The sequence below is a fragment of the Streptomyces polygonati genome (assembly GCF_042650325.1).
Classification (GTDB): Bacteria; Actinomycetota; Actinomycetes; order Streptomycetales; family Streptomycetaceae; genus Actinacidiphila; species Actinacidiphila polygonati.
The window spans coordinates 1-17,473 of the sequence record NZ_JBHSBB010000006.1 but is presented as its reverse complement, the minus strand read 5'-3'; the positions used below and the strand labels follow the sequence as shown (position 1 = coordinate 17,473).

Below are 17,473 nucleotides of genomic sequence, written 5' to 3'. Positions count from 1 at the left end.
GGTCGGTGGCGGGTCAGGAGTTGGTGATCGGCAGCCCGGGCGGGTTGATCTCGGAGGTGCTGACCGCCTCGTTGGACAGGTTCCAGGCGGCCAGCCACTTCGCGTACTGACCGTTCTTGATGAGGTAGTTGATCGCGTCGGCGACCGGCTTGACCAGTCCGCTGTCCTTCTTGGTGGTGGCGGCGATCAGACCCTGCAGTGACGCCCCGGCACCGGAGAACTTACCGGCGTTGCGGGTCGGGTTGGTCGTCTTGGCGTCCTGGATGACGTGATAGGCGATGCTGGGATTGGGGCCGAAGAAGGCGTCGATCTTCCCGGCGGACAGCGCCAGATAGGTGCTGTTGTTGTCGGGGTAGTACTTCACGGTCAGGTTCTTCCCCTGCGCTTTGAGCTTCGTCTGCCATTCCAGGAGGATCTTCTCCTGATTCGTGCCGGCGCCGACCGCGACCGTCTTGCCGGCGAGGTTCAGATAGTTGCCGTCGAAGTTCCAGGCGTTGCTGCCCAATACCTCGAAGGCGAGGTTGTCCTGCCGGTAGGACGCGAAGTCGTATTTCTTCTTGCGCTCCTCGGTGTCGGTGATGTTGGAGAAACCGACATCGGTCTTGCCACTGTCGATGCCGACGAAGAGGTTGTCCCAGGTCGCGTTCGTCACCACGGGCTTGAGACCCAGGACCGCCGCCACCAGACGCCCGAAATCGGGCTCGACGCCGGTGATCGTCTTCTGGTCGCTGCCGATGTAGTTCAGCGGCGCCGATCCGGTCGGCAGCGCGCCGATACCGATGACCAGCTTGCCTCTCTTGGCCACGGCCGGTGGTAGTTCGGCGTGCAGGGACGCCACCTCGGAGACCTTGAGGTCGGTCTGCACGGCGGCGCCGTTGGACAACGCGCCGACGGTCACCACTCCGGACCCGGCGGCGGACGAGGTGGACGCGCTGCTGTCGCCTCCACAAGCGGCCAGTCCGGAGGCGAGGGCGGCGACGGCGGTGCTCGCGGTGAGGCCTTGGATGAGCCTGCTGCGGAAGCTGGGCATGGCTGTCCTTCTCGAGTGAGGGTGCGCGAGCCGGGACGGCCGCGCAGGGGTGATGGTGGGGAAGGGCGATGGAACGTGGGGTGGGTGAAGCACCCGGTCGGCCGGAGGCCGGCGGGACGGCCGGGTCGGCCGCGCGGAGGTTCAGAGCACCTTGCTCAGGAACTCCCGGGTGCGCTGGTGCCGGGGGTTGTCCAGCACCTCGGCCGGTGAACCCTGCTCGACGATCAGGCCGCCGTCCATGAAGACCACCCGGTCGGCGACTTCGCGGGCGAAGCCGATCTCGTGGGTGACGACGACCAGCGTGGTGCCGCCGCGCGCCACGTCCTTGATGACGGACAGCACCTCGCCGACCAGTTCGGGGTCCAGCGCCGAGGTCGGTTCGTCCAGCAGGATGACCTCGGGCCGCAGCGCGAGGGCACGGGCGATGGCCACCCGCTGCTGCTGACCACCGGACAACTGCCGCGGATAGGCGTCGGTCTTGTCGGCCAGACCCACCCGGGCGATCAGCGTGCGCGCCAGCTCCTCCGCCTCGGCCTTGCGCAGCAGACCGGTGGCCGCGGGGGCGGCCGCCACATTGGCCAGCACGGTCATGTGCGGGAAGAGGTTGAAGTTCTGGAAGACGAAGCCGATCCGGGTGCGCTGGCCGAGGATGGCCCGCTCGCTCAGCTCCTTGAGCCGCTCGCCCTGCCGGCGTACGCCGATCAGCTCGCCGTCCAGGCTGACGTATCCGACTTCCGGCTTCTCCAGATGGTTGATGACCCGCAGCAGGGTGGACTTGCCGGAACCGGACGGCCCGAGGATCACCATGACCTCGCTGGGCCGCACCGTCAGGCTGACGCCTCGCAGTACCCGGTTCGCGCCGTACCACTTGTGCACGTCATGGACCTCGACCGCGGCGGAGCGCGTCGGGGCGGTCACAGCGCCGCCTCCCTCTGCACCCGGGCGCGCAGGTCTCGCAGGCCCGCCCGCAGCTTCTGCAGCGGAGTCGGCGGCACCGTGCGCAGGGCGCCGCGCGAGTAGTACCGCTCGACGTAGAACTGCACGACGGAGACGATGCTGGTGAGGACGACATACCAGGTGGTGGCCACCAGGAGCAGCGGCACGATGTCCCCCGGGTAGGTGCTGCCCATGCTCTGCACCGAGCCGAACAGGTCGAGCAGGGATACGTAGAAGACCAGCGAGCTGCTCTTCACCAGGCCGATCAGCTGGTTCACATACGACGGGATGATGGCGCGCAGGGCCTGCGGGAACACGATGCGGGCGAACTGGTAGCGCTTGGGCAGGCCGAGCGCGGCGGCCGCCTCGTGCTGGCCCTGGTCGACCGAGAGGATGCCGGCCCGCACCACCTCGGCCGCGTACGCCGCCTCGTTGAGGCTCAGCCCGACGACGGCCACCACCATGTCGGTGGCCAGCCGCGACTCGTCGAACCGGGCGAACGCCGGTCCGAACGGAACACCGACGCTCAACGTGTGGTAGAGCGCGCTGAAGTTGTAGAGGAACAGCAGCAGCACGATCAGCGGCACCGAGCGGAACAGCCAGATGTAGAGCCAACTCACCGCCCGCAGAACGGGATTGCGGGACAGCCTGCACAGCGCGAGCACGATGCCGCCCAGCAGCCCGAGCACGGCGCTGTAGGCGGTCACCTCCAGCGTGATGAACAGACCGTCGGTGATCACCGGGCGCACGAACCAGTACCCGAACCGGTCCCACTGGTAGAAGCGGTTGGTGACCAGGCCGTGGGCGGCCTGGGCGACCAGCACCAGCACGACGGCGGTGGCCAGCCACCGGCCGGGGTGGCGCAGCGGAAGCACGGACTGCGCCGAGGGGGGTCTGGGCGGCACTGTCGTGTCGGCAGACACGACAGTGCCGAGGTCTTCACTCATGAGAGGGCTCCGGAAATCTGTGCGCCATGGCCACCGAGGCGGCGGCGGTACCCACGTCGGCCACGGCATGGGATCGGTGCGGGATCGGGCGACCGGCCCTCGCGGGGCGGAGGGCCGCGGAACTACCGGCCGCCCCGGAGAACGGGGCGGCGTCAGGCGGAAGCGGTCAGCTCCGCCGCGGGTCGCCGCCGGCGGTACACAGCGCGCTGTTCACACGGAGCAGGTCGACGCACAGGTTCAGGTACGCCGCCGCGCGGCCGTGCCGCCGCCAAGCAGCCATCCCCGGACCTGCGTACATCGCCGCCTCCACCTCGTCACGCCCCGCGGGGCCTCACATCGGGCACATGTCCATCAGCCGGCTCACCGTCCGGGCCGCACCGCTGCCGGCGCGCCGACCGGTCGCCTTTCGGACCCGCGCGACATCGTTCCGCGCGGTAAAGCAGACGAACTCGGAGAACCATGTCATGCCGGTCGCCCGCACCGCCCGGCTGTGGCGAGGATGTTCATACGCACGCAACAGTGCGAGGCCGAAAGAGCCTTTTGTCTCCCGGGATGCCCCGCGCGGGGCCCGGGAAAAGCGGTGGGCGCGGGCGCGGGGCGTGCGGAAGACTCGGCGGTATGAAGGCGAAGATCGTCAAGCTCAATCCGGCGGGGATGCATCCGACGCCGGGATATCACCATGTGACGGTGGCGGCGGCGGGCCCGGTCGCGTATCTGGCGGGGCAATGCCCTTTGGACGAGGACGGGGTGCTGGTCGGCCCGGGGGATCCGGTCGTGCAGGCCGGGCAGGTGGCGGCCAACGCCATGGTGGCGTTGGCGGCGGCCGGGGCGGGACCCGGGGATGTGCTGAGGTCGGTGATCTACGTGGTCGGCGAGGACCGGGAGACACTGTCGGCGGTGTGGGACGCGCTCAACGCCTCGCCGCTGGGGGAGGCGTTCAGTACGGCCAGTACGTTGCTCGGGGTGGTGCGGCTCGGCTTCGAGGGGCAGTTGGTCGAGCTGGATCTGACCGCGGCGGCGGCGGGATGACGCCGGGTTCCGGACCGCTGATCGAGATCGACGGCGAGGCCGCCACCGTGGCGGCGATGGCGCCCGTGCTGGGCGGCTACGGGCACTTCACCGCGATGCAGGTGCGGGGCGGCCGGGTCCGCGGGCTCGGCTTCCATCTGGCGCGGCTGGACGGGGCGACCCGGGAACTGTTCGGCGGCGGACTGGACGGCGAACGGGTCCGGGCGCTGGTACGGCACGCCCTGGCGTCCGCCGGACACACCGACGGGTCGGTGCGGGTCAATGTCTTTCAGCCGGTCGAGGGACCCGGCTCGCCCGTCGCGGTCCTGGTCGCGGTGCGGCCACCGGTGCCAGAGCCGGTGGGGCCGTACCGCCTCAAGTCCGTCCCCTATCAGCGGCCGGTGGCGCACCTCAAGCACGTCGGGGGCTTCGGCCAGGGCTACTACGTGCGGCAGGCCGAGGCGGAGGGCTTCCAGGAGGCGCTGCTGACCGGCCCGGACGGCACGATCTCCGAGGGCGCCGTCACGAACATCGGCTTCATCGCGGGCGACACCGTGGTCTGGCCGGAAGCTCCGCTGCTGCGGGGCGTCACCCTCCAGGTGCTGGAACGCGAACTCGCCGCGGCCGGCCTCCCGCAGACCACCCGCCCGGTGCGGCTCGCCGATGTAGGAGGCTACGACGGCGCCTTCGTCGGCAACTCGCGCGGGACGGTGGCGGTCAGCGGTATCGACGCCACCACCGTACCCATCGACGCCCAACTGCTGGCCCGGGTCGAGTCGTTGTACGAAGCGGCCCCGTGGGACCCGATCTGACGGAAGATCAGGAGGGCGGCCGTCCGCCCACCACCGTCACGGCCGCCGCACCCGCGCGGCAGCCCGCGGCCAGGGCCGAGGGCAGGTCGGCGCCGGACAGCCGGGCGGCCAGCAGGCCGCCGGTGAAGGCGTCGCCCGCGCCGGTGGTGTCCACCGCGCTCGCCGGTACGGCCGGTGCGCGGGCGGTCAGTCGCCCGTGCGCGGCGGCCAGCGCGCCGCCCGCGCCCAGGGTCACCATCACCTCGGCGCCGCAGCGGGCGCTCAACTCCGCCGCCGCTCGCGCCGGTTCGGCCCGCCCGGACAGCAGGGCGGCCTCCGCCTCGTTGGGCAGCAGCAGATCCGTACCGGCGACGGCGTCGAGGAAGCGGGGCACCCCGAGCCGCCGGATGAAGCCCGCCGACGCCGGGTCGACGCTCACCGGGAGGCCGCGGGCGCGCGCCGCCTTGGCGACCACGGCGGCCAGTTCACGGCCCGGCGCGGAGAAGAACAGATAGCCGGACAGATGGACATGCCCGGCGCCGTCGAGCAGATCCTCGGTCCAGTCCGCCGGGCCGAGGCGGAGGGACGCGCCGCTGTCGGTGACCAGGGTGCGTTCGGCCGCCGCGTCCACCAGCGCGATCACCACCGTGGTGGGCAGCTCGGGATCGACGCGCAGCACCGGGTCCACGCCCGCCGCACGCAGCGCGGCCCGGTGCCAGTCCGCGCTGTCCGCGCCGACCCGCGCCAGCAGCCGTACCCGCGCGCCGCAACGAGCCGCCCAGCAGGCCACGTTGGCGCCCGCACCGCCCGGCCGCAGCGCGATACGGGCCGCCGTGTCGGTGTCGGGGGCCAGCGGCTCGGCGTGCCGGGCGACCACGTCGGTGACCACATCGCCGACGACCAGCAGCGCGCGTTCCGGCTCACCCGGCGCCGTGGGCCCGACCGCGGCCGCGAGTCCGGGCACGCCGCCCGCGCCGCTCACGCCGACGGCCGCTGGGACCACCGCACCGCGATCTCCGCCGCCAGCGCCACATTGCCGCGTACGGCCGCCAGATTGGCCTCCAGCGAGGCGCCCCGCGTGTGCTCGGTGAGATACGCCAGCAGAAAGGGGGTGATCGCCTGACCGCTGACACCGTCCCGGTCGGCGGCGGCCAGCGCGTCGGCCAGCACCCGGTCGTGCAGCGCCGGGTCGAGTTGCAGTTCCCTGGGCACCGGATTGGCGACGATCAGCGCCGAGTCGTGCCCGCCGAGCGCGTCCTGCGCCGCCATCACCGCCGCGACCTGCTCGGGATCGCCGGCCGTCCAGTCCACCGGCTCACCGGAGTCGGTGAGGTAGAAGCCGGGGAAGCGGTCGGTGCCGTAGCCGAGGACGCCCACGCCGAGGGTCTCCAGCCGCTGGAGGGTGGCGGGCACGTCCAGAATGGACTTCACACCCGCGCAGACCACGGTGATCCGGGTCCTGGCCAGCAGCCCCAGGTCGGCCGACTCGTCCTGGACACTCACCCAGCCGCGATGCACCCCGCCCAGGCCGCCGGTGCCGAACACCCTGATCCCGGCCCGCGCGGCCAGGAACGCCGTGCCCGACACCGTCGTCGCCCCGCTCGCGCCCGCCGCCAGGGCCGGCGCCAGATCGCGGAATCCCAGCTTCCGCAGCGACGGGTCCTCCGCGATCCGCTCCACCTGGTCCTTGCCGAGCCCCACCCGCGCCACCCCGTCCAGCACCGCCACAGTGGCCGGCACCGCGCCGGCGTCCCGGACGATCCGCTCCAGCTCGCGGGCGACCTGGAGGTTGCGGGGGCGGGGCAGGCCGTGCGAGATGATGGTGGACTCCAGGGCCACCACCGGGGCACGGCGGGCGAGAGCCTCGGCGACCTCCTCGGACAGGGCCAGGGCCGGGCTGTGGGCTATCGGGCGCGCCGTCGGGAGCGGTACGGATCGTTCAGTGGTCATGGCCCTTAACTGGCACGTCACGGCCCCCGCCAAACCTCGGGCGGGGCGGCACCCCGGCTCGTGTCCGCGCCCGGACGCTCCTCGGAGGCACCATCCGCTGCCGAAATGCGGCGAAAAGGGAATCGATTTGGTTTGCGCGTGGGCACCCCGTAGTGTGGTGTTCACCGACGCGGGGTGGAGCAGCTCGGTAGCTCGCTGGGCTCATAACCCAGAGGTCGCAGGTTCAAATCCTGTCCCCGCTACAAAAGGAAGGGCCCGGCGCCAGTGCGCCGGGCCCTTCGCTTGTCGCGCGGGCCGGTCGAGCCGGTCGGTCGAGGGGGCTTGCCCGCCCGCTCAGCGCCGGTGTTTGTCCCGCTGGCGGGAGCGCGGGTGGAAGGGCGGGACATCGCGGCCCGGCTGATAGCGGGAGCCCTGGCGGAAGTGCCGGATCACCAGCACCGCGTCGATCGCCGCCAGTGCCCCGATCACGGCGAAGACGGCCGCCCAGCCCGGTTCGTCGCCGAAACCGAAGCCGATCGCCGCCGCCACCCCCCAGACGACTCCGAGCAGGGCCAGCCCCAGCCGCAGCCGCAGTGGGCTGCGGGCCTGAGTAGGTTCTGATCCGCTTCTGCGCATAGGCGCCATCTCCCTGCTTCCAGCATCGGCCCGGTCGCCGCCGAGCGCTACCTCCTCGGCTCGCGCCTGCCCGGTCGGCGGCCCCGGCATCCGCGCCGAGCGGGTAAAACGGCCCGGAAACCGGGAAAAATCATGGAAAATCCTCCCGGAGGCAGACCTCGACATCGGGCCCGACACCCGGGACGGGATCGGGGCGCGGACACCGGCGGCGGGGACGCAGGCCGGATACTGGGCCGGCCGCCCCGGACGGACCGTTCCGGCCGGTCAGTGGCCTCCGCCCTGCGCCCCGTACAGCGTCGCGTCCAAGATCCGCGCCCAGCGGCGGACGACCCGCGCGCGGCGGGCCGAATCGTCGGTGAGCAGATTGGCCAGGCCCAGGCCGCGGGCCATGTCGAGGGTGGCCTGCACGGTCTCCCTGACGCCCGGCACCGACTCGTCCGCGCCGAGGAACTCCACCGCCAGCCGATGGGCCTCGCGGCCGATCCGCGACTCCAGGGAGCGCACCCGGGGGCGCAGTGCCTCCTCCTCGGCGGCAGTGACCCACAGGTGGAGCGCGGCCCGGAAGAGCGGGCCGGTGTGGACGGCCACCAGCATGTCCACGACCGCGAACGTCCGGTCCGGGCCCTCGCGGGGGAGGGCGGCGGCCCGGTCCCGTACCGCGGCCAGCCACTGCTCGGCCACATGCGCGATGGCCGCGGTGAAGAGTTCCTCGCGGGTCGGGAAGTGGTGCTGGGCGGCGCCCCGGGAGACGCCGGCCCGGGCGGAGACCGCCGCGAGCGTGCTGCCGGACCAGCCGCGCTCGGCCAGGCAGGCCACGGCCGCTTCCAGGATCCGCAGCCGGGTGGCCCGGCTGCGGTCCTGCTTCGGGGCGCGGTCGGTCACGGCGTCCATGACGGCTTCCGCTTGTCCAGGAAGGCCCGCATGCCCTCGGCTGCCTCGGCGGAGCCGAACAGCCGGGCGCTGACCTCGACCACCTCGGCGCCCCGCTCGTCGAGCGCGGCGAGCAGCGGGCCGGTGGTGAGCGCCTTCGACTCGGCGAGCCCCTGGGGGGAACCCGCCCGCAGCCCGGCCAGGATCGCCTCCAGCGCCTCCTCGGGGGCGGTCACCAGCCCCATGGCCACCGCTTCGTCGGCGCCGAACGTCTCGCCGGTGAGGAAATACCGCGCGACCGCCCTCGGATCGGCCCGGGCCAGCACCGGCAGCGAGATGACCGCGGGGGCCAGACCGAGCCTGACCTCGGTGAAGGCGAAGGTCGCCGCCGCGGTGGCCACCGCGATGTCGCAGGCGGCGATCAGCCCCAGACCGCCCGCCCTGGCGTGCCCGCGCACCGCCGCCACCACGGGCTTGGGTGTCTCCGCGATCGCCCGGAGGAGGTCCACCAGCTGTCGCGGGCCGTCGGCGGCGGCGCCCGCCTCCCGCAGATCGGCGCCGGCGCAGAAAGTGCCGCCGGTGTGGGTGAGCAGGATCGCCCGGGTCGCGGTGTCGCGGGCGGCCGCGGCCAGTTCCCCGGTGAGTTCACGCACCAGCCGGGCCGACAGCGCGTTGCGGTTGTGCGGGGAGTCGAGGGTGAGGACGGCGACGCCGCGGTCGTGCTCCCGGCGCACCAGCGGTGCGGTCGTCACGTGTGGACTCCTGTCGGCGAGAAGAATGGGACGGGGGACGGGAACGGGGAGGGAGAGCGGTCCGGTCCGGTCAGTAGGACTTGGGCAGGCCCAGTGTGTGGTGCGAGACGAAGTTGAGGATCATCTCCCGGCTGACCGGCGCTATCCGGCCCACCCGGGACGCGGTGAGCAGCGAGCCGAGACCGTATTCCGCGGTCAGCCCGTTGCCGCCGAGGGTGTGCACCGCCTGGTCGACGGCCTTCGCCCCGGCCTCCGCCGCCGCGTACTTCGCCATGTTGGCCGCCTCGCCGGCGCCCATGTCGTCGCCCGCGTCATAGAGGAAGGCGGCCTTCTGCATCATCAGCCGGGCGAGTTCCAGCTCGATATGGGCCTGGGCCAGCGGGTGCGCGATGGCCTGGTGGGCGCCGATCGGAGTGCCCCAGACCTGGCGGCCGCCGGCGTACTCGACGGCCTTGCCGAGCGCGTAGCGGCCCATGCCGATGGAGAAGGCGGCGGTCATGACCCGCTCCGGGTTGAGCCCGGCGAAGAGCTGGAGCAGCCCCGCGTCCTCGTCGCCGACGAGCGCCTCGGCGGGCAGCGCCACATCGTCCAGGAAGAGCTGGAACTGCTTCTCGGGCGCGGCGAGTTCCATCTCGATCTGGCGGTACTCGAAGCCGGGCGTCTGCCGGTCCACGATGAACAGGCACGGCTTGAGCTTGCCGGTGCGGGCGTCCTCGGTGCGGCCGACGATCAGTGTGGCGTCCGCGGTGTCCACCCCGGAGATGAAGACCTTGCGGCCGGTGAGCAGCCAGCCGCCGGTCGCCTCGTCGCGGCGCGCGGTGGTGGTGATGCGGTGCGAGTTGGAGCCGGCGTCGGGTTCGGTGATGCCGAAGGCCATCCGCAGCGAGCCGTCGGCCATGCCCGGCAGCCAGCGCTGCTTCTGCTCCTCGGTGCCGAAGCGGGCGATCACCGTCCCGCAGATGGCGGGGGAGACCACCATCAGCAGCAGCGGGCAGCCGGCCGCGCCCAACTCCTCCAGCACGATGGAGAGTTCGGCGAGTCCGCCGCCTCCGCCGCCGTATTCCTCGGGCAGATTGACCCCGAGGTAGCCGAGCCGGCCCGCCTCCTGCCACAACTCGTCGGTCTGCTTGCCCGCGCGGACGGTCGCGGTGAAGTAGTCCCGGCCGTAGCGGCGGGCGAGATCGCCGACGGCCGTGCGCAGCGCGCGCCGCTCCTCGCTTTCGAGCAGTGCGCTGTCGAAGGTGCCCCGGACGGTGCTCATGGTCCTGATTCCTCCTTGACGACGGCCAGTACGGCGCCGACTTCGACCTGGCGGCCGACCTCGGCGGTGAGCTCCGTGAGCGTCCCGGTGACGGGCGCGGTGATCACGTGCTCCATCTTCATCGCTTCGAGCCACAGCAGCGGCTGGCCGGCCGCGACCCGGTCACCGGCCCGGGACTCACCGACCCGGATGACGGTGCCGGGCATCGGCGCCCGCAGCGAACCCGGTACGGCCCGGTCGCGCGGGTCGGTGAACCGGGGGAGAGCGGTCAGCGCGAGGGAGACGAACGGCGCATCGACGAACACCCGCTCGGCGTACGCGGTGACGCCGAACGACCGCCGCACACCCGCGATGTCGAGCACCACCCGGTCGGCGGCGGCCGACACCAGGGCCAGGCCCGGGTATTCGTCGGCGGACAGCACACCGCGGTGCAGCAGGTAGCGCACCTCGTGCTCCCAGCCGCCCGGCTCGCCCCGGAAGCGTTTCGTCTGCGGCTGCGACGGGACATTCCGCCAGCCGCCGAGCCGCACCGCCACCGGCCCCGTCGCCGACGCCGTGCGCCGGGCCGCGTCGGCCAGCGCGGCGGCCAGCACCGCGAACCGCTCGGCCGGCGAGGGCCCGCCGGGCGATCCGCCCGAGGCCCCTTCCGACGGCTCCTCCCCGGAGCCGCCGGCCCGCCCCACGCCCAGCGCGTCCGCGTGGCGGTCGAGGAAGCCGGTGTCCAGCCGCCCGGCCGCGAACTCCGGGTGCAGCAGCGCCCGTACGAGCAGGCCGCGGTTGGTCGCCGGCCCGTGCAGCCTGGCCCGCTCCAGCGCGTGCGCGAGCCGGCGCACGGCCTCGGCCCGGGTGGGCGCCCAGGCGATCACCTTGGCGAGCATCGGGTCGTAGTGCACCCCGATCTCCTCGCCGCCGGTCACCCCGGCGTCCAGCCGGAGTCCCGCCGGGCGCCCGGGCGCGACCGCGAACTCGGTGTCCACGCCCGGGACGTCCAGCAGATACAGCGGTCCTGCCTGCGGCTGCCAGCCACGGGCCGGGTCCTCCGCGTACAGCCGGGCCTCGACGGCGTGGCCGTGCGGCTCGGGCGGTCGCGGCGGCAGGGCTTCGCCCTCGGCGATCCGGATCTGCCAGGCCACCAGATCGAGCCCGGTGACGCACTCGGTCACCGGATGCTCGACCTGGAGCCGGGTGTTCATCTCCAGGAAGCAGGGCTGTCCCGAGCCGGGTGACGCCGAGTCGCCGGCCGGGGCCGTGACCAGGAACTCCACCGTGCCCGCGCCCGTGTAACCGATCGCGCGGGCCGCGCGGGCCGCCGCCTCGTGCAGCGTGCGCCGCACCTCCTCGGCGAGGCCCGGCGCCGGGGTCTCCTCGATCACCTTCTGGTGTCGGCGCTGGAGCGAGCAGTCCCGCTCGCCCAGCACCCATACGGTGCCGTGCCGGTCGGCGAGCACCTGCACCTCGATGTGCCGGGCGCCTTCCGCGTACGGCTCGACGAACACCTCGCCGTCCCCGAAGGCCGCCGCCGCCTCGGCCCGCGCCGCCGCCAACTCCCGCTGGAGCAAGGCCAGTTCGCGCACCACCCGCATCCCGCGCCCGCCGCCGCCCGCCGCCGCCTTGACCAGGACCGGCAGTTCGGCTGCCGTGACCGCCGCCGGGTCGAGCGCGGCGAACAGCGGGACACCGGCCGCCGCCATCAGCTCCTTCGCCCGGGTCTTGGACCCCATCGCGGCCACCGCTTCGGCGGGCGGTCCGATCCACACCAGGCCCGCCGCCGTCACCGCACGGGCGAACTCCGCGCTCTCGGAGAGGAATCCATAGCCGGGGTGCACCGCGTCGGCCCCGGCCGCCCGGGCCGCCGCCACCAGCAGATCGGCCCGCAGATAGGTGTCGGCGGGAGCGCTGCCCGGCAGCCGTACGGCCGCGTCCGCCTCCCGTACATGGGCCGCGTCCGCGTCGGCGTCCGAGAAGACGGCCACCGTGGCGATGCCCGCCTCCCGGCAGCTGCGGAAGATCCGGCGGGCGATCTCCCCCCGGTTGGCGACCAGCACGGACCGGATCACCGCCGGCCCGGGCCGCTCCGGAGCAAAAGCCCCGGACCCCGGCACCACGGCGTCCGCCGCGACCTCCGGCGCGGCACCCGCCCCCGCGGCACGCCCGCCCTCATCACTCACCATCGCCGCACCTCACATCCGGAAGACGCCGAAGCCGCGCGCGCCCTCGACCGGGGCACCGTGCACGGCCGACAGACACAGGCCCAGGACCGTACGGGTGTCGCGGGGGTCGATCACCCCGTCGTCGTAGAGCCGCCCCGAGAGGAACATCGGCAGCGACTCCGCCTCGATCTGCCGCTCCACCATCTCCCGCAGCGCCGCGTCGCCCGCCTCGTCGTAGGGCCGGCCCTTGGCCAGCGCCGACTGGCGGGCCACGATGGAGAGCACCCCGGCCAGCTGCGCCGGGCCCATCACGGCCGACTTGGCGCTCGGCCAGCAGAACAGGAAGCGCGGATCGTAGGCGCGGCCGCACATGCCGTAGTGCCCGGCGCCGTAACTCGCCCCCATCAGCACCGAGATGTGCGGGACCCGCGAGTTGGAGACGGCGTTGATCATCATCGCGCCGTGCTTGATGATGCCGCCCTGCTCGTACTCGCGGCCCACCATGTAGCCGGTGGTGTTGTGCAGGAACAGCAGTGGAATATCGCGCTGGTTGGCCAGCTGGATGAACTGCGCGGCCTTCTGGGACTCCGGACTGAACAGCACCCCCCGCGCGTTGGCCAGGATGCCCACCGGATAGCCGTGGACCTCAGCCCAACCGGTCGCCAGGCTCGGCCCGTACAGCGGCTTGAACTCGTCGAACTGCGAGCCGTCGGCGATCCGTACGATCACCTCGCGCGGGTCGAAGGGGGTCCGCAGGTCGCCGGGCACGATGCCCAGCAGGTCCTCGGCGTCGAACAGCGGCGGGAGCGGGTCGGGGCGCGGATCGGGTCCGGATTTGCGCCAGTTGAGCCGGGCGACGACCCGGCGGGCGGTACGCAGCGCGTCCGGCTCGTCCACCGCGAAGTAGTCGGCGAGGCCGGAGACCCGGGCGTGCATGCCGGCGCCGCCCAGCGACTCGTCGTCGCTCTCCTCGCCGGTGGCCATCTTGACCAGCGGCGGACCGCCGAGGAAGACCTTGGAGCGCTCCTTGACCATGATCACGTGGTCCGACATGCCCGGCACATACGCCCCGCCGGCCGTCGAGTTGCCGAACACCACGGCCACGGTGGGGATCCCGGCCGCCGACAGCCGGGTCAGATCGCGGAAGAGGGCGCCGCCGGGTATGAAGATCTCCTTCTGACTGGGCAGATCGGCCCCGCCGGACTCCACCAGGCTCACCACCGGGAGCCGGTTGGCGGCGGCGATCTCATTGGCCCGCAGCGCTTTCCTCAGCGTCCACGGATTGCTCGCCCCGCCGCGTACGGTCGGGTCGTTGGCCGTCACCAGGCACTCGACCCCCTCGATCACCCCGATGCCGGTGACGATCGAGGCGCCGGTGGTGAAGTCGCTGCCCCAGCCGGCCAGCGGCGACAGCTCCAGGAAGGGCGTGTCCGGGTCGAGCAGCAGCTCTATCCGCTCCCGGGCCAGCAGTTTGCCGCGCTCGCGGTGCCGCCGCTGGTAGGCGGGGCCGCCGCCGGCCAGCGCCTCGGCGTGCGCGGCCCCGACCTCGGCCAGCCGCTCCAGCATCACCGCCCGCCGCTCGGCGAACTCCGCCCCGAGGACATCGAGCGAACTCATCCGGCCGCCCCCTCGCCGGCCGGGCGGGCCTGCCCCGCCTCCCGAGGAGCGCGCCCCTTCCCCGGCGGCCCCGCGAACGCCTGCGCCACCGACAACCACGCCTGCGCGTCCGCCCCTTCGGCCCGCACGTCCACGTCGTCGCGGTGTCTGCGCCGGACCGCCAGCAGGCAGAAGTCGAGCGCCGGTCCGTACACCCGACCGGTCGCGTCCTGTGGTCCATACGTCCACAACGAGCCGTCGGGCGCGGTGAGTTCGACCCGGAACTCCTCGGCGGGAGCGGGCCGGCCGTGCGCGGCGAAGGCGTAGTCGCGGGCGCTCACCGCGATCCTGGCGACGTGCCGCAGCCGGGCGGTGGGCACCCGGGACACCCCGAGCGCGTCGGCGATGTCCTCGCCGTGCGCCCAGCTCTCCATCAGCCGCCCGCTCGCCATCGCCCCGGTGCTCATCGGCGGCCCGTACCAGGGGAATCGCACCCCCGGCGGCTGTTCACCCAGCTCCGCCCACAGCCGGGCCCGCCCGTCCCGCCACCGCTCCAGCAGTTCCTCCGGGGGGAGCCGGGCGCCGGTGCGGGCGCCGTCGTCCACATGGGTGTCCACGTGGGCCACCGCCGTCGCGAGTTCCAGCGCGAAGCCGTCCGGGTCGCCGACCGCGAGCAGCGCGCGATGGTCGGTCCAGGCGAGATGGGCGATCTGGTGGGCGACCGTCCAGCCCTCGGCCGGGGTGGGCCGGGCCCAGTCCGCGGGGGCGAGCCCCGCCACCAGCCGGTCCAGCGCGTCGCCCTCGGCGCGCAGATCGTCGAGCACGGTACGTACGGACTGCGGATCGGCCATCGGCCACCCCTCGGACGAGTCCCGGCGATGCGAGCGCCGCCCGGAGCGGCGCCCGGGGCGCCGCCGGAAGGGGCGGGCGCGGTGAGCGGTGCGCGGGGTCGGCGCGACGAGCCTGGCAGCGCCCCGGGAAACAATCAAGCGTGCTTGCATTTTTTCCCGGGCGGGATCGGCCGATAAGATACGGCCCCTCATGAGTGCCACCCTCGTAGCGAAGAACCTCGCCGCCGGACACGGTGACCGGGTGCTGTTCTCCGGTCTCGACCTGGTCGTCGCCCCCGGCGACGTGATCGGTCTTGTCGGTGCCAACGGCGCCGGGAAATCCACCCTGCTCAGACTGCTGGCCGGGCTCGCCACGCCGGAGGACGGCACACTGCGGCTCAGCCCGGCGTCCGCCACCATCGGCCATCTGCCGCAGGAGCCGGAACGGCGGCCCGGGGGAGAGACCGTCGGTGAGTTCCTGGCCCGGCGTACCGGGGTCGCCGCCGCGCAGGCCGAACTCGACGCCGCCACCCAGGCGCTGGTCGACCAGGCGCCGGGCGCCGACGACGCCTACGCCACCGGACTGGAGCGCTGGCTCGCCCTGGGCGGCGCCGACCTGGAGGAGCGCGCCGAGGAGGCCACCGCCGCGCTCGGCCTCGGGGTGAGCCTCGACCAGGAGATGTACGCCCTGTCCGGCGGCCAGGCCGCCCGCGCCGGACTCGCCTCGCTGCTGCTCAGCCGCTATGACGTCTTCCTGCTGGACGAGCCGACCAACGACCTCGACCTCGACGGCCTGGAACGGCTGGAGAAGTTCGTCACCGGCCTGCGCTCCGGCACCGTCCTGGTCAGCCACGACCGCGAGTTCCTGACCCGTACGGTCAGCCGGGTCGTCGAACTCGACCTGGCCCAGCAGCAGGTCAATGTCTACGGCGGCGGCTACGCCTCCTATCTGGAGGAGCGCGAGACCGCCCGGCGGCACGCCCGCGAGGAGTACGAGGAGTACGCGGACACCAGGGCGGGTCTGGAGGCCCGGGCCCGGATGCAGCGCGGCTGGATGGACAAGGGACTGCGCAACGCGGTCCGCAAGGCGCCCGACAACGACAAGATCGCCCGCAAGGCCCGGACCGAGAGCAGCGAGAAGCAGGCCGCCAAGGCCAAGCAGACCGATCGGATGATCGAGCGCCTGGACACGGTGGACGAGCCCCGCAAGGAGTGGGAGCTGCGGATGGAGATCGCCGCCGCCCCCCGCTCCGGCGCCGTGGTGGCCACCCTGCGCGGCGCCCGGGTCCGGCGCGGCGACTTCGCCTTCGGGCCGGTCGACCTCCAGATCGACTGGGCCGACCGGGTCGCGATCACCGGCGCCAACGGCTCCGGCAAGTCCACCCTGCTGGCCGCCCTGCTGGGCCGGCTGCCGCTGGACGAGGGCAACGCCGCGCTCGGCCCCGGGGTGCTGGTCGGCGAGGTCGACCAGGCCCGCGGGCTGTTCCGCGGCGGCGAACCGCTGCTGGACGCCTTCCGGGCGCCGGCGCCCGAGCTCGACCCGGCCGAGATCCGCACCCTGCTGGCGAAGTTCGGCCTCAAGGCCGCCCATGTGCTGCGGCCGGCCGCCACCTTGTCGCCCGGTGAGCGCACCCGGGCCGCGCTGGCGCTGCTACAGGCCCGCGGGGTCAATCTGCTGGTGCTGGACGAGCCGACCAACCACCTCGACCTGCCGGCCATCGAGCAGCTGGAAGCGGCGCTGGCCACGTACGAGGGCACGCTGCTGCTGGTCACCCACGACCGGCGGATGCTGGACGCGGTCCAGGTCACCCGCCGTATCGAGGTCGCCGGCGGACGGATCACCGAGCACTGAACGCGCGGCTGCGCCGCCGCGGGGGAACCGATCACGGCGCCGCCGCGTCGAACCCGTGACCTGGTTCCCACCGGAGGAGGACACGGATGCGCACGCGTACCCCGGCCGGCCTCGCGGCGGTCGCCGCCGTCCTCCTGCTGGCCGGCTGCGGCGCCGGCACGGCGAAGCCGGCGCACAGCGCTCCGGCCCGGCCGGCCTGCGGGAACACCGTGGTGACCCCGGGTGTCACCCACGACGTCTGCCTGGACGTCGGCCGGACGCTGCGGCTGGCGCTCGGCCGCGGTGATCAGCCCGGCGCCGAGAAGGGCGCCGCGCTCACCCGGGTCGCACCGGGGGTCTATCGCGGCGCGCGGGCCGGCAGCGCCGAGCTGAGCGGCTTCCGGCATGCCTGCCCGCGCGCGAAACCCGGCGGTCTGTCCTGCCACGCCATCGCCGGCTGGACGGTCACCGTGCGGGTGGTCGAGGCGAACTGACCCGGCCCCGGCCGACGAAGGGACCCGGACCGGCAGTGGGGGCCGGTCCGGGTCCTTCCGTCGGAGACTGACCCGCCGATGACGGGTCATACGGTCGGCCGGTGGTTCAGCTGGCGTTGACCGCGGTGTCGTCCACCAGGAACGAGGTCTGGAGCGAGGAGTCCTCGGTGCCGGTGAACTTCAGGGTGACGGTCTGCCCGATGTACGGGGTCAGGCTGACCGTGCGCTGGACGTAGCCGGTGCCCTTGTTGACGTTGGAGTAGCTGGCCAGCGTGGTGGAGCCCGCCGCGACGGTCAGCTTGTCGTAGGCGGTGCTGGTCGTGGTCTCCGACGAGTCGATGTAGAGGTAGAAGCTGAAGGTCGCCTGCGTGCAGGAGGCCGGGATGGTCACCGACTGCGAGAGCGTGTCGGT

At 73.2% G+C, this 17,473-nt stretch carries 16 protein-coding genes, 1 tRNA gene and 1 pseudogene; 5 read left to right on the top strand and 13 right to left on the bottom strand.

From position 1 onward, the window contains the following. Positions 1-13 precede the first annotated feature (13 nt). The 3 genes from ACFO3J_RS05495 to ACFO3J_RS05485 form a co-directional block, all read right to left on the bottom strand. Complete coding sequence (locus ACFO3J_RS05495) at positions 14-1,030, bottom strand: ABC transporter substrate-binding protein (RefSeq protein WP_386426644.1); 1,017 nt, start codon at positions 1,028-1,030, stop codon at positions 14-16. Between the two features lie 141 nt (positions 1,031-1,171). Continuing rightward, a complete protein-coding gene (locus ACFO3J_RS05490; RefSeq protein ID WP_386426642.1) occupies positions 1,172-1,948 on the bottom strand; it encodes an amino acid ABC transporter ATP-binding protein in 777 nt (258 codons plus the stop codon). Then, on the bottom strand, positions 1,945-2,913 hold the full coding sequence (locus ACFO3J_RS05485; protein WP_386426640.1) for an amino acid ABC transporter permease: 969 nt from the start codon (positions 2,911-2,913) through the stop codon (positions 1,945-1,947). Before ACFO3J_RS05485 ends, ACFO3J_RS05490 begins: the two co-directional genes overlap by 4 nt. A 618-nt stretch (positions 2,914-3,531) precedes the next feature. On the opposite strand from ACFO3J_RS05485, the gene ACFO3J_RS05480 reads away from it, so the two are divergent. Both ACFO3J_RS05480 and ACFO3J_RS05475 read left to right on the top strand, forming a co-directional pair. Further along, positions 3,532-3,942, top strand: coding sequence for a RidA family protein (locus tag ACFO3J_RS05480; protein WP_386426639.1), 411 nt, complete (start codon positions 3,532-3,534; stop codon positions 3,940-3,942). Further along, complete coding sequence (locus ACFO3J_RS05475) at positions 3,939-4,733, top strand: aminotransferase class IV (protein WP_386426637.1); 795 nt, start codon at positions 3,939-3,941, stop codon at positions 4,731-4,733. The genes ACFO3J_RS05480 and ACFO3J_RS05475 overlap by 4 nt, the downstream gene beginning before the upstream one ends. Positions 4,734-4,740: 7 nt before the next feature. Here the strand turns inward: ACFO3J_RS05475 and ACFO3J_RS05470 are convergent, their stop codons facing one another. Beyond that, the gene (locus tag ACFO3J_RS05470; RefSeq protein ID WP_386426926.1) at positions 4,741-5,676 is read right to left on the bottom strand and encodes a carbohydrate kinase family protein; all 936 of its coding nucleotides are present in this window, start codon (positions 5,674-5,676) and stop codon (positions 4,741-4,743) included. A 14-nt stretch (positions 5,677-5,690) separates the two neighbouring features. Further along, positions 5,691-6,662: a pseudouridine-5'-phosphate glycosidase gene (locus ACFO3J_RS05465; protein ID WP_386426635.1), complete on the bottom strand. Its 972-nt coding sequence runs from the start codon at positions 6,660-6,662 to the stop codon at positions 5,691-5,693. 168 nt (positions 6,663-6,830) lie between these two features. Here ACFO3J_RS05465 and ACFO3J_RS05460 point away from each other — a divergent pair. After that, a tRNA-Met gene (locus ACFO3J_RS05460) sits at positions 6,831-6,904 on the top strand. A 91-nt stretch (positions 6,905-6,995) separates the two neighbouring features. Here the strand turns inward: ACFO3J_RS05460 and ACFO3J_RS05455 are convergent. The 7 genes from ACFO3J_RS05455 to ACFO3J_RS05425 form a co-directional block, all read right to left on the bottom strand. After that, complete coding sequence (locus ACFO3J_RS05455; RefSeq protein WP_386426634.1) at positions 6,996-7,277, bottom strand: DUF6343 family protein; 282 nt, start codon at positions 7,275-7,277, stop codon at positions 6,996-6,998. 264 nt (positions 7,278-7,541) lie between these two features. Beyond that, the gene (locus ACFO3J_RS05450) at positions 7,542-8,168 is read right to left on the bottom strand and encodes a TetR/AcrR family transcriptional regulator (protein WP_386426633.1); all 627 of its coding nucleotides are present in this window, start codon (positions 8,166-8,168) and stop codon (positions 7,542-7,544) included. Then, a complete protein-coding gene (locus tag ACFO3J_RS05445) occupies positions 8,156-8,899 on the bottom strand; it encodes an enoyl-CoA hydratase family protein (protein ID WP_386426631.1) in 744 nt (247 codons plus the stop codon). The genes ACFO3J_RS05450 and ACFO3J_RS05445 overlap by 13 nt, the downstream gene beginning before the upstream one ends. A gap of 70 nt (positions 8,900-8,969) precedes the next feature. After that, positions 8,970-10,160 (bottom strand): acyl-CoA dehydrogenase family protein, encoded by a 1,191-nt coding sequence (locus tag ACFO3J_RS05440; protein ID WP_386426630.1) that lies wholly within the window; start codon positions 10,158-10,160, stop codon positions 8,970-8,972. Further along, on the bottom strand, positions 10,157-12,217 hold the full coding sequence (locus ACFO3J_RS05435; RefSeq protein ID WP_386426924.1) for an acetyl/propionyl/methylcrotonyl-CoA carboxylase subunit alpha: 2,061 nt from the start codon (positions 12,215-12,217) through the stop codon (positions 10,157-10,159). The genes ACFO3J_RS05440 and ACFO3J_RS05435 overlap by 4 nt, the downstream gene beginning before the upstream one ends. Before the next feature lie 123 nt (positions 12,218-12,340). Further along, a complete protein-coding gene (locus ACFO3J_RS05430; RefSeq protein WP_386426628.1) occupies positions 12,341-13,927 on the bottom strand; it encodes an acyl-CoA carboxylase subunit beta in 1,587 nt (528 codons plus the stop codon). After that, the gene (locus ACFO3J_RS05425; protein ID WP_386426627.1) at positions 13,924-14,757 is read right to left on the bottom strand and encodes a TIGR03084 family metal-binding protein; all 834 of its coding nucleotides are present in this window, start codon (positions 14,755-14,757) and stop codon (positions 13,924-13,926) included. Before ACFO3J_RS05425 ends, ACFO3J_RS05430 begins: the two co-directional genes overlap by 4 nt. 190 nt (positions 14,758-14,947) lie before the next feature. On the opposite strand from ACFO3J_RS05425, the gene ACFO3J_RS05420 reads away from it, so the two are divergent. Beyond that, a complete protein-coding gene (locus ACFO3J_RS05420; RefSeq protein WP_386426625.1) occupies positions 14,948-16,588 on the top strand; it encodes an ABC-F family ATP-binding cassette domain-containing protein in 1,641 nt (546 codons plus the stop codon). 86 nt (positions 16,589-16,674) lie between these two features. Next, complete coding sequence (locus ACFO3J_RS05415; protein ID WP_386426623.1) at positions 16,675-17,061, top strand: hypothetical protein; 387 nt, start codon at positions 16,675-16,677, stop codon at positions 17,059-17,061. Positions 17,062-17,167: 106 nt separating this feature from the next. On the opposite strand, the pseudogene ACFO3J_RS05410 reads toward ACFO3J_RS05415, so the two are convergent. Beyond that, positions 17,168-17,473 (bottom strand): annotated as a pseudogene (locus ACFO3J_RS05410) (hypothetical protein); the annotation flags it as partial.